At 60.5% G+C, this 11,399-nt stretch carries 13 protein-coding genes and 1 tRNA gene; 7 read left to right on the top strand and 7 right to left on the bottom strand.

Features of this window, described 5'->3' with window-relative positions:
* Window position 1: 1 nt before the first annotated feature.
* The 7 genes from AB3L03_RS01045 to AB3L03_RS01015 form a co-directional block, all read right to left on the bottom strand.
* The gene (locus AB3L03_RS01045; protein WP_368508085.1) at window positions 2–1,639 is read right to left on the bottom strand and encodes a phage tail tip lysozyme; all 1,638 of its coding nucleotides are present in this window, start codon (window positions 1,637–1,639) and stop codon (window positions 2–4) included.
* Between the two features lie 3 nt (window positions 1,640–1,642).
* On the bottom strand, window positions 1,643–2,578 hold the full coding sequence (locus AB3L03_RS01040; protein ID WP_368508084.1) for a hypothetical protein: 936 nt from the start codon (window positions 2,576–2,578) through the stop codon (window positions 1,643–1,645).
* Window positions 2,579–2,595: 17 nt separating this feature from the next.
* Window positions 2,596–2,671 (bottom strand) — tRNA-Asn (locus tag AB3L03_RS01035).
* A 297-nt stretch (window positions 2,672–2,968) separates the two neighbouring features.
* Window positions 2,969–3,184 (bottom strand): hypothetical protein, encoded by a 216-nt coding sequence (locus tag AB3L03_RS01030; RefSeq protein WP_368508083.1) that lies wholly within the window; start codon window positions 3,182–3,184, stop codon window positions 2,969–2,971.
* The gene (locus AB3L03_RS01025; RefSeq protein ID WP_368508082.1) at window positions 3,181–3,312 is read right to left on the bottom strand and encodes a hypothetical protein; all 132 of its coding nucleotides are present in this window, start codon (window positions 3,310–3,312) and stop codon (window positions 3,181–3,183) included. The genes AB3L03_RS01030 and AB3L03_RS01025 overlap by 4 nt, the downstream gene beginning before the upstream one ends.
* A 32-nt stretch (window positions 3,313–3,344) precedes the next feature.
* Complete coding sequence (locus AB3L03_RS01020; RefSeq protein ID WP_368508081.1) at window positions 3,345–4,748, bottom strand: hypothetical protein; 1,404 nt, start codon at window positions 4,746–4,748, stop codon at window positions 3,345–3,347.
* Window positions 4,749–5,148: 400 nt separating this feature from the next.
* The gene (locus AB3L03_RS01015; protein ID WP_368508080.1) at window positions 5,149–6,036 is read right to left on the bottom strand and encodes a hypothetical protein; all 888 of its coding nucleotides are present in this window, start codon (window positions 6,034–6,036) and stop codon (window positions 5,149–5,151) included.
* A 900-nt stretch (window positions 6,037–6,936) separates the two neighbouring features.
* Here AB3L03_RS01015 and AB3L03_RS01010 point away from each other — a divergent pair.
* The 7 genes from AB3L03_RS01010 to AB3L03_RS00980 all read left to right on the top strand — a co-directional run bounded on the left by AB3L03_RS01010 (window position 6,937) and on the right by AB3L03_RS00980 (window position 11,325).
* Window positions 6,937–7,674 (top strand): hypothetical protein, encoded by a 738-nt coding sequence (locus tag AB3L03_RS01010; RefSeq protein ID WP_368508079.1) that lies wholly within the window; start codon window positions 6,937–6,939, stop codon window positions 7,672–7,674.
* 103 nt (window positions 7,675–7,777) lie between these two features.
* On the top strand, window positions 7,778–8,101 hold the full coding sequence (locus AB3L03_RS01005; protein WP_368508078.1) for a hypothetical protein: 324 nt from the start codon (window positions 7,778–7,780) through the stop codon (window positions 8,099–8,101).
* A gap of 3 nt (window positions 8,102–8,104) precedes the next feature.
* Window positions 8,105–8,287, top strand: a complete 183-nt coding sequence (locus AB3L03_RS01000; RefSeq protein WP_368508077.1) for a hypothetical protein — start codon at window positions 8,105–8,107, stop codon at window positions 8,285–8,287.
* Window positions 8,287–8,526, top strand: coding sequence for a hypothetical protein (locus tag AB3L03_RS00995; RefSeq protein WP_368508076.1), 240 nt, complete (start codon window positions 8,287–8,289; stop codon window positions 8,524–8,526). The genes AB3L03_RS01000 and AB3L03_RS00995 overlap by 1 nt, the downstream gene beginning before the upstream one ends.
* Before the next feature lie 468 nt (window positions 8,527–8,994).
* Window positions 8,995–9,519 carry a hypothetical protein gene (locus AB3L03_RS00990; protein ID WP_368508075.1) on the top strand — a complete coding sequence of 175 codons (525 nt, stop codon included), beginning with the start codon at window positions 8,995–8,997 and terminating at the stop codon, window positions 9,517–9,519.
* Window positions 9,520–9,697: 178 nt separating this feature from the next.
* Window positions 9,698–10,138, top strand: coding sequence for a hypothetical protein (locus AB3L03_RS00985; RefSeq protein WP_368508074.1), 441 nt, complete (start codon window positions 9,698–9,700; stop codon window positions 10,136–10,138).
* 62 nt (window positions 10,139–10,200) lie between these two features.
* Window positions 10,201–11,325 carry a tyrosine-type recombinase/integrase gene (locus AB3L03_RS00980; RefSeq protein WP_368508073.1) on the top strand — a complete coding sequence of 375 codons (1,125 nt, stop codon included), beginning with the start codon at window positions 10,201–10,203 and terminating at the stop codon, window positions 11,323–11,325.
* The last annotated feature ends 74 nt before the right edge of the window (window positions 11,326–11,399 follow it).

Below are 11,399 nucleotides of genomic sequence, written 5' to 3'. Positions count from 1 at the left end.
GTTAAAGTCCTCTACGCTTCAACTCAGCGTCGATAGCGTCGTGATCGATTGCGGGAGCACCGCTCTTCTTGGATGCAGGTTCGGTTGCGAAGTCCTGCAGTGCCTTGAGGCCGCGTGCGCCCTCGTCGGAGAGCAGCGGTCGTGCCTTTGCAGCCGCATGAGGGCCAATGGCTTGCTTGCGCTTGTCTTCCAGAGCCTGCATGGCGCCGTGCATCAGCTGTCCGAAGACCCTGATCTGCATGCGCTGCTGCTCGGGCGACATCTTCGCGGGCAGGTTCTCTTCCCACTTACGGATTTCCGTGTCGGAGAGGTTGTTCTGCTTGAAGACCTTGCCAAGCTCATCGACCACGGCGTGAGCCGAGGTGCGGAAGCCGGGCACGGAGCCGCTGCCGTTGACGTTCTCGCTCCACCAGTTCTTGACTTCGTTGACGATGGGGCTGTCGCCGTTGTTCAAGCCCTTCATCGCGCCGATCAGTGCCTCGCTCTGGTGAGCAATGGTCTGGTTCAGTGCGCGAGCGCTTTCGGCGCCCTTCGTGGCCCAGTCGCGATAACCTGCGACACGGCCCGCGTAAGTGTTCGGGTCGAGCGTCGGGTCGATCTTGCGGGCCGCTGCGAACGCTGCGGGATACGGGCTGTCCTTCTTCGACAGCGCTGCCGCAGTCGGAGCCGGGAGCGTGTTGTCAATGAGCCCGCGCACCATTTCGGCCTGCGAGCCCTGCATCGATTTCAGATACGCTTCCTGTGCTTCAGGCGAGGCCTTCGTCGGGTCGTCACCGAGGAGCTTGTCGTCGCCCCAGGTAGGCGCCATCTGCGGAGCCTGCGCGGTGCCGTCGTTCGCGCCAGCCGGGGAGGCGCCATAAGCGTCCACCTGACCGTTCGAGCCGACGCGGAGGATGCGTCCGTCCTTACCAACGATGGTCTTGTAGGTGACCTTCTCGTCGGCGTCGGAGTCCTTGAGCTGCTTCGCGATGCCCGAGAGCGCATAGGCCTGCTGCGGGCTGGAGATCGAGGCCAGCGCTGCGGCCATGCCGATCAGGCCGGAAGAGATGCGATGCTTGCCGCCGCTTTCTTTCTCGACGGCGGGCATGATGTTCTGGAGTGCGCCTTTGCCCATCGTGCTGTTCGCACTAAGCGCGGCCGGGGCGTCACCGCCACCTTCCTCGTCATCGCCAGAGAACGCGAGAGCAGGGGATGCACCACCTGCACCACCGAACTGCGCCATCAACTGACGCGCCGCCTTCTCGCGGTTGCCAGTGGTGTCTGCAGAACGTTCGTACAGCCGGTTCACCGCTGTCGCGGCTTCCTCGGGCGTCTTGGCCGTGAGGAGCGCTTTGTAGGCGCGGTTCTCGGAGCCCATCATCTCATGACGCATGAACTGCATCTGAGCCTGAGGCGTCTGGTAGTTGTCGGGAAACATCGACTTCAGCGCGTTGAGGCGATCACCACGCCATTGCGCGGTGCCCCAAGCGGTGCCGTTGTCGCCGGTCGGGCCCCATGCGGAGAGGCCACGACCACTTTCGTTGACTAGGTTGCCTACCAGACCAGCGGCCTGATGCGGCGCGAGGCCGAGGCCGCCTTGATCAACCGGCTGCTGGGCGAAGTTGAGCCACTGGCCGGTGAGGTCTGGAGAGCCGTTCATTCGTTAGAACCCAAAGAGTGATGCGCCCTGACCAGCCATGCCGAGCAAGCCAGAGATCATCTGGAATGCGCTCGGGTTCGACTGCGTCGTGGACGTGCCGGTGCCCTGCGTCTGACTGTTGCTGTTCGATGAAGTCGTGGAGCCCCAGTTGTTGGAGCCGACGAGCTTCATGTAGTCGTTGAGGGCGGCGAAGTTGTTGTTGACGCCGTTGTTGAAGTTGTTCTCGTCCACCGTGTTGGCGTTGCCAGTGTTGGTGATCGAGTTCGACACAGCGTTCGTGCCTGCGTTCGCAGCATTCGTACCCGCATTGGCCGCGTTGGTGGCCGCAGTGAGTGCGCCGCTGTTGTTCGCCTGCGCTTGGTTCTCTGCGAGCGATAGCCCGTTCTGGTACGCCTGCGATGCGAGGCTGTTGTGGACGTTCTGCGCGTTCTCCGCGAGGCTGCGCTCCACCAAGCCTTCAGCGATCCCTCGTCGGGAGCTGCTGGCGTTGCCGGTCAGCGCGGCGTTCTGCGCGATACCTGGTAGCGTGACGTCGCGTGCGGTCTCTCGCGCCTGCTGCGTGGCAGCGTTGGTCATGGCGTCGATGTCTGCGCCGCTCGCGTACTGCTTCGCTGCGTCGATGACCGACTGCGTGTTGTTGTTGGCGAACGGATTGAAGCCAGTGAGCTGGCCGAGGCCTGCCGTCGTGGCGTCAGCTCCCGTGGTGGAGAGCGCACCGCCCGAAGAGTTGACGATGTTGTTGTTCTGGAGCAGCGGCTGCGCGGAAGTGCTGGACGGGCCTGCTACGCCCTGCGCGGTCGAGAGCGCACCCTTGGCCTGCGTGAAGGCGTTGGTGAGCGCGTCGAGCTGCGGTTGCCAGCCGGGCGCCGACGTGGTCGTGCCGCTGGACTGCGTGTTGCTGTTCTGAGAGGAATTGGTTGTCTGCGAGGACGAGCCCACAGGGGTCTCCTTGGAAATGGCTGGCAAGGCGGGCTTCGAACCTGCGACCGCCCCGTTAACAGCGGGGTGCTCTACCGTCTGAGCTACTTGCCAATCGTGTGAATGAATAAAGGACGCTCGATGCCGTCGAGGCAGAGCACCTGCTGGCCTGTGGGGCGCCACCCAAACATCGTCACGAAGCGAAGCCACTTGTCGTAAGCGGGATCGCTCGGGGCGAGCATGGGCAGTGAGAAAATCGGAAGCGGGACTGTCGGGCGGAATGTTGCCCAGTCCCTTTGGATGCGCCGAAGCGCTGATGGTGAACAGCGATGAACCCGGAGGTGCGCGAGGAGCATTGGCTCCCCGGCATCCGTCCGGTATTCGTCGAGTTCGAGGGTGCAGTCGTCGGACTTATGTGCCAGCGACCGTGCTACGAACTTCACTCTTGGCTTTCCTGATGATCCGCACGCAGCGCTGATAGTAACGCTCGCGGTCATTGGTCGGCGCTGGCGGTTCGCTGGCGAGCAGCTCTATGGCACGCTCCTTGGAGATGCCGTAGGTGTCCACAAGGTAGCGCCAAGGCTCGCCGTAGGTGATGTACGTGGTGTACGTGGGGGTCGTCGTCACGAGAGACCGTGGCGTGCGAGGATGTCGTTGATCTTCGCCAACTCAGCAACGATGGTCTTGACGCTCTGAGAGACGCTGGCGAGTTCTGCCTGCAGATACTTCTTGCCGTCGTCCTCAATCGTACCCATGGGGCGAGGCACGTACGTTACTGGTTTGCCCATTAGCGCTTACCGTTGGTCTTGATGTCGAGGTCGAAGCCCGTGAGCACGAAGCTGCGGAAGTCATTCCACATCAGCTTGATCGCTAGCCAGCGGCCAGCCTTGTTCACATCGACCTTGTAGTTGTCCTTGCCGTCGTACGGCTGGAAGTCGGTGTAGTCGGGCGTGTCGCTGTTGGGTTCGTCGGAGGCGCCTACTGCAATCTGCAGCGCGTTGCCGCCCGTCGTATCGACGCGGGCCTGCGGATAAATCGAGCGGAGCAGTTTGTAGTCGCGCAGCTCGGCGCCTTGTTCGTCGAGGTCGATGCCGGTGCGCTCCAGGTACACGGGCCCGGTCGCATTAGCGTCCACGGGATACGGAGCGACAGAGCCGGTGCCGTACACGTCGAACGCATAGAGCGTCGGCTGGAGGCCGTACTCGGCGTTGCCTTCGCCCACGCAGACGGTGACGCGTTTGCCGCCGTCTTCCTGATCCTGATACGAGCCGCCCATGTCCGCATAGGACGCGTTGATGGTCGCATAGGTCTTCAGGTTCGAGACGGGGCCGTCGTCATACGAGTAGACGCCCGGCATGTCGTCGAAGCTCCAAGACTCCGTCGAGAGATTGTAGACCGCAGCGCGGTTACAGCCGTTGACGTTCTTGAACTTCACGAGGTCGTCGCCCGAGACGTAGCCGAAGCTGATCTCGTTGAGGCGCGGATTGAACTGCACCCAGCACTTGTCGGCCTGCGAGATGTTGAGCGAGCTGAAGATGAAGTCGCGGGTCTTCTCGTCGCACAGGGACTTCTCGGAGATGCCGTCGTGCACCCAGATGTCGTCGATGCCGAAGCAGTAGTTCTTGCCGTCCAGCTCAATCGAGCAGTTCGTGTTCAGAACGCCCTTCGCGGACGAGAGCTTCGTGTAGGCGAACACTTCGACGGAGCCGTCGGCGTGCATGCGCCACGCTTCGCGCTGGCCGTAGATGATCAGGTCGCTGCCGAGTTGGCACGCGTCCATGATCGGACCATCCATGGCTTGCAGGATGTTCTCGGTCGCGAGCGTTGCGGGATCGTCGATGTCCCACGATGCGGGGATCATGCCGTTCTCAACGATGGAAGAGGTCTTCACCATCGTCGGATAGCTGGTGGGGCCCTTCTGCACGTTGAGCATCACGACCGCGCCACCGCACTGAGCGATGATCTTCGCGGTCCAGCTCGGGTCCCACTTGTCAGCGGGACGCGCATAGGTCGCGGCGCTGATGTCAGCGAAGCGCGGAGCGTCGGGAAGCAGAAACCACGGCGGCCTGTCTGCGCGATTTACGTAGACGACGTTGCCGATGGTGTAGGAGGTCCAGTTGGTCTCAGCAGCAGAGTCAACGAAGCTCGATGGCGAGTAGTCGGTCTCTGTGCCGTTGGCGTAGTAGTACACCCGGCCTGACTGGTATCCTAGAAACAGGTCGTTATTGCTATCACCAATACCTGCAGTGAAGGCATAACGAGGGTTAGGCTCAGCTAGTGGCTGCTTGACAGCCCGGAACACCGGAGCTGGCGTAATTTTGTTATTACGAAACCTAACATTAACACCACCAGAGAAAGCACCAACAGGAAGGCTGTAGGGGTCTTGATCGGTAATGATGCCCTTAGAGGCAACATCCCTTAGTCGGACTATGGGCACTTAGGTATCCTGAGGAGAACCTAAGAGGTCTCTCAATGATGATTGTATTGATATCGACCTGAGCAGAACCTGAGGGATATTGAGGATACTTATGTACCCCCCTTACCCCCCAAGGTAGCTCCAAGGTCGAGCGAGGCGACCGATCCGAAAAAGATCAGGTCTTCACAGTGAACACGAAGGACATCGCCTCCGGTCGCGTCTCGGTCGTGCCAGTGTTGGCCGGGGTCGAGACGAGCACTGTGTGGTTATGCGTTGCAGAGCGACCGCCAGTGCTGCCGCTGAAGCTGTGAGCGTGACGCTGATTGGCGCCGCCCGTGGTCACCGTGGTCGCACCCGAGTTGATCGTGAACGAACCGCCGCCGGTCGAGGAGTTATTCCAGTTGCCGACAGTGACGTTGTGCGTGTGATCAGGGCTATCAACGCCAGTCGTTCCTGAGAACGCATGCGTGTGCTCCTGCGTCTCCGCAGCAGTCGTCGCGGTGATGTCGGGATGCGTATGCGGGCCCACAGTGTTCGCCTGCGCAGTCAACGCAGCAACCGCAGCCGTGCGCGAGCGCGGGAAGCGGCCAGTGGTCACCATGTCGGGCAGCGTGAACGTGGTGCCAACACCGACACCGTTCATGAAGTCAGCAAGGTCAGGATAGTCAACGCGATTGTACGTCGCGCCATTCAGCTCCAGGTAATCCTTGCCAGTATCAGCAGTGGTCTTGCCGAGGCTCGCGGGCTCCTTGACGAAGACACCGAGCGATCCTGTCGGCACGCCGCCTTTGAACTTGCCGCCAGTGATCCCGATAACGCCGGGGCCCATGCGGTAGAAGCCCAGCGTGGGCTCGGAGGCGAACGAGAAAGCGGGAGCGGAGGCCGAGCCGTCAGGCCCGTTGGTCGCACCGGCCGCCGTATGGATCGAGCCGGTATAGGGGAGGGTGGACTTGAGCGCCGCCTTGGTCAGCCGCATGTGCGCGTCGGCCTGATTGAGGCCATCGCTGTGAGCGGGATTGGACGCGTTCAGGTCCGAGACGTAGGTGGCAGTCTCTAAGGGCACCTTGGGGTTCCGTTGGGGAATTGGGGGAGAGCGAGGTCAGGCGCATCAATCGGCGCCTTCTGGTGTAAAACACCGGGTGGTCCCCGCCTAAGCCTTTGAAAAGGTTCAAGGTTCCCAAAATTGTCGCATTTGGTTCCATTTGGGGCCCCAAAGTCGAGCGCGGACACCGATCCATGAGGCTCAACCTATGGGACCCATTGGAAGCACACTGCAGCCGTGACCTAGGCGGCGGCCGCCCCCTTTAAGCCTTTGATTTTGAAGCCGGATCGCCCGGGCGGGGTAAATTAGGGTCCGGTGTCAAAAGGGGACCCGTTGAACCCGTACGGCCAACCCGTGCAATCCCGCAACCCATTGATTTGCTTATGGTCTCTGTGGTTACAGCAACCTTGCGCGTAGGGCTAGGCGAGGGGAAACCTGGGTTCCGATAGCCCGATATGCCTGTGATATCAGCGTGTTAGCCTAGGTTTACCCCGGTTGTATCGGCCTCATTAATACCCGGGTGAAAGTCAATGACCGTTTAGGGCCATCCGCTCTTTAGGGCGAAACCCAGCTCAGAACGGCTTCTCGGACTCGCCCATGCGATCCCTGTGTGTCCCCGGGCTTCCATAGCCCGCAAGCCATAGGCCTTCCCACGGCCTCCTAATGGCTTCCTAGGACTCATACTAACGTCTAACGTAAAATATATGCCGGAACGCAAATCAATGCTTGACGCGTTGGCGCCTAGGACTCAGATTGCAGCACATGCGGCATGCAGTTGCGGCCGGGCATACACAAAGGGAAAGCAAATGACACTCACAGCGAAGCAGATTGCAGCAATCCGTAAGGCCGAACTCGCGGCCTATCGCCACGGCGCCAAGCGCTAACACGCCCAATTCCAGCACAAGACACATAGGGTTGCACATGTCTACCAAGGTCAACGGTTTCGTTTTCTATCGTGGTCCGAGCATGCTTGACGGATCGCCCATTATCGCAATCGCCACGGGGACGGCCAAGGGAAGCCGGAACGCTAAGACTGGCGGCGAAGTGCAGACTTGGATTTTGCGCGATGATTTGTCCCCGGTTGACGCGGTCAAGGTTGGCGCCGACGTCTCCATTTGCGGCGATTGCAAACACAGGGGAATGAACGGCACCGCGCGCTCTTGCTACGTCACTGTGTTTCAAGCGCCGTTGGTTGTGTGGAAGGCTGCAAAGCGCGGCCTGTATCCCGACGTTTCCCCTGAGGCTGGCGCGGCTATCCTTAGCGGCAAGGTGTTGCGCCTAGGCTCCTATGGCGATCCCGCTGCAGTCCCCGTGCATGTGTGGCGCGCGTTGGTTGCGCACGTGGAAGGCCATACCGGCTATACCCATCAATGGCGCACTAGCGATGCTTTGCGCGATTTGTGCATGGCGTCTTGTGACAGCGCTTTCGAGCAAGAGCTTGCGACCGCGCAAGGCTGGCGCACGTTCCGCGTCATGGCGCAAGGCGAGGCTTTGCTTCCCCGTGAAATCTCTTGCCCCGCGTCGAAAGAGGCTGGCGCAAAGACTTCCTGCAGCGCTTGCAAGGCATGCGGCGGGACTAGCGCTAAGGCCAAGGTCAACATTGCAATCCTAGCGCACGGCGCCGCGTCCAAGGTCAACGCCTTCAACGCCCGGGCTTAACCAAAGCCCGAAACTGCACGCGTTGTGTTTGTGCAGTCGTCGCGTGTTGCGCGGCCTGAGGATGGGCAATTCTCGGAAACCCTACAAAACAAGGTCTCAAACGATGGCAAAGGTTTTCACTCACAAGCTAGGCAAAACGCGTGCAGGCGAGGGGACGCGCATATGGTTGGAAGGCAAGCGCTTGCTTGACCACGGTTTCACCCATCGCGCCACGTGCCAGCGCAAATGGTCCGAAGGCAAACTGATTGTTGTGTTGGTTGACGCTGCAGCGTTTGAGCAGTTGCCGCGCAATGAGCGAACCACGGTTGCCGGATCGGCCGAACGCCCCATTATCGATATCGTTGGGGAAGCCGTGCGCAACGCGTTTCCGAGCGGAACGGTTGAGGCCACGTGGTCGCAAGGTCGCATTGTGATCAAAGGGGCCTAGCCAATGAACACCTATGACGTCCAAGCGCGCATTAGGCCCATTGAACGCGTGCAAGCCGAAACAGCGTGGGAAGCGCGCAAAGCCTATGCCGAAAGGCATGGCGTGCACGTGACCGACGTATGGGCAACCCGCGTCAACATTCCCGCTAGCTGGCTTCAACACATCAACCCGAAAGGCAACGCGTAATGTGCAACGTCACGCGCGACGATATCCGCAACGCAGCGTCAACGCTGGCGCACCATTGGGCCACGCGCGATCCCAAAGACAGGGAAGGCGTGCGCCGATTGATTGCAGCATATCCCCCGGCAACTCGCTTGCCGCTGTGTGCGCTCATTCTCGAACGGCTGCAGGACTACAAAGGCGACACAGTGTCGGCTTTCGAGTCCCTGCTTTTCGACGCTGCAGACATTGAGGAGGCCATATGAGCGCACGCGAATTGTTCGGCGCTGTGTTGGTCGCAACGCCGCTCGCAATGCTCCTCCTAGTCGCTCTTATCGTCACCTGAGGGCCAACCAAAATGCAGTATCAGACTTGGCAGCAATGGATTGACGCGGCTTGCGGTGCAGGCTGGAAGGTCCAATGGCGCGAGGAACTAGGCGCCTATGTCGTGCTCACGCCTAAGGCGTTCCGACGTCCCCCGGAGGAGCTGGGGTATTACCCGGAGGAGCGCGCGGCATGGCGTGCAGCGGCCTTCATGTTCCACAAGCGAGAAGCACAAACGGCCTGAACGGCCAGTGAACATCCGTAAGATCACGGTGCGGGAATATCTTGCAAAGAGAGCTGTTGCCGCCCGTGTTCTCACTATGTATCTACATTCGGTATCTACTTGCGTGCCTGTATGAGTGCTGAAAGACGGGGCAGCAGTTCCCCATCATGAAACCCGAGCAATGCCAATGCGACCAACTTTCTACGTGGATTTAGACTGCCGCATCCAATCCGCCAACGCCCCTAAGGAACGCCCGCACGCGTTCAAGCCCGGGGACATCCTGTGGCTCACCGAGGCGTTCCCCTACCAGTTCGGCATGATCCCGGCCAACACGCGTTTCTTTGTGCAGGCGGTCGATGATGAGGACGGTTCGCTGTGGCTCATTGCCGAGGGCGACGTTCCGGCCCTGTTTTACTCGGACAATATGCTGGTGCTGCAACCGTGGGGCACCGAGGACATCCTGCCGTTCCTGCGCGCGGTCGTGCGTCTGCCGGACATCCAGGTACAACCAGGTTTGGACGGCGAGGGCAATCCGCTGCCGCGCTCGAACGTTCGCCAACTCGGCAAGCTGGTGCTGGTGGCTGCGATGGCCACGGTGTGCTGGGGCGTCCCCAAAGCGCTCAACCATACCAACCACACGCTAACCATCGTCAAAGAACAGCACGCTATCTGGAACAACCCATCAGGAAATGAATTGACAATCGGCACCTAGTTCCACTAGGAAACCAATTGCGTTGAGGAGGCAAATACTAATGTTGACATCTCTTTCTATCATTTCAGTTCTCGCCATATTGGCGGTATCATTCGAGCAGACCTTAGTCGCGGCCATCGTGGGCCTCGGGGGTCTGGCAATCATCGCACACGTGTTCGGCTAAGGGAGGGAACAGCCCATGATGAACCTCGTGCGCGAGATTGAAGAAGTACCGGCAACACTAGGGGAACGTATGCCGTCGTCACAGTCATCTGAGTTCAAACCAACACTGTCGGAGGAGGAGAGGGCCGCCGCACGTGCGCTGCGGATCGCTTTGCAGAACTTCACTGCCCTTCGTCCGACCATGCCTCTGCAGTACGTCATGACCTTCCTGCTCGTCGCGGAGATGGAAGGCAAAGGCGTGTCCGAGTATGCCGAGATCAACGGCGTCTCTCAGACCGTCATGACGCGGCACCTGCTCGACATCGGGGACCGCAACCGTGCGCGTGAAGAGGGCTTCGGCCTCGTCACACAGGAGCGCGACAAGATGGACCTACGGCGCCACCACGCACGCATTACGCCGCGTGGGAAGGCCATCATGCACAAGGTGATGCAGGCGCTGAAGTTCGCCCCGAAGTAACGGCAGGGCCCGCGAGGGCCTTTGCTACGCCCAAAACCAACACATCAGGGATAGGTTTGCAGATGTCATTTGCTCACAAAGACCCCCGCACCAAAAAGCTGACCGGCAAGTACGAAGTAGACTTCTGGTTCAAGGCCCCCGGCGAGCCTGACAAGCGCATGCGCCGCGTGTTCGAGAACAAGAAGGTTGCCGAGGCCAATGAAGCCTACGCGCGCCAGACGGGCCGCTGGGCCGATCCTGAGGACGACAACGCGGCTGGCCCGACCTTCCGGCAGGCGGCCGAGGACATGCGCAAGCAGCACAGCGTGTGGCAGCGCGGGCGCGATCCGAGCGGCCAGAAGCGTCTCGACTGGATCATTGGCAAGATCGGCCACAAGGCCATCAAGACCGTGTCCACCGAGGACCTGCAGGGCATCGTCGATGACCTCAAGAAGCGCCCCGTGAAGAGCGTGCTGAACTCCACTGGCGTCATGAAGGGCCGGAGCCTCAACAACTACCTGACGTACGCCAGCGCGGTCCTGACGTGGGCTGCGGAGCGTCCCAAGACCTACGGCAGCTTCAAGCCCCCGGTGATCCCGTGGCAGGACGTGGTGAAGACCCGCATCCACTTCATGACGCAGGAACAGCAGCGGCTGCTGATCAAGTTCTACCTGGAGAAGGGCTGGCTCGACGAGGCCGTGGCCGCCAAGGTGCTCGGGCAGGCCGGGCTCCGGTTCAACGAGCTGGAGGCTTTGGAACCCAACATGGTCGTGGTGACGAAACGTGCCAATCAGCAAGAGATTGGCTGGATCAAGCTCGACGAGACCAAGACCGACACGCCTCGCGATGTTCCCATCACCGCCCAGCTGGCGCGGGAGCTGAAGGCACTTTTGGTGAACGGATGGCGTGCAAACTATGACCGATCACGCTGGCGTTTCAACGAGGCGCGCAAATTGTATGGGTGGGGTCCGCAGGTTTCGATGTACAAGATGCGCCACGCAGCTGCTACCTACCTCACGAAGCGCGGGATGCAGCCGGAAAAAATCCAGCAATTCATGGGACATAAGGACTACCACACGACGCAGCAATACATACATCTGGAGTCCGAAGACGTCGCTGAGGCTGCAGATTTTCTCGACCCGTCGTATGGGGTGGAGGTCGAAAATCAGCCCAAGGGCAACGTGGTTGCAATTGGAAAAGCGAGTTAGTACAACGCGTTACAAATGGGGGGCTTCGGCCCCCGTCACTCACCGTGGTCCTTGAAACCGCGAGCGGAGGATAG

It is taken from the genome of Bradyrhizobium lupini (genome assembly GCF_040939785.1).
In the GTDB taxonomy this organism is placed as follows: domain Bacteria; phylum Pseudomonadota; class Alphaproteobacteria; order Rhizobiales; family Xanthobacteraceae; genus Bradyrhizobium; species Bradyrhizobium canariense_D.
The sequence above is the reverse complement of the archived record's forward strand: the minus strand, read 5'-3'. Positions and strand labels throughout refer to the sequence as shown.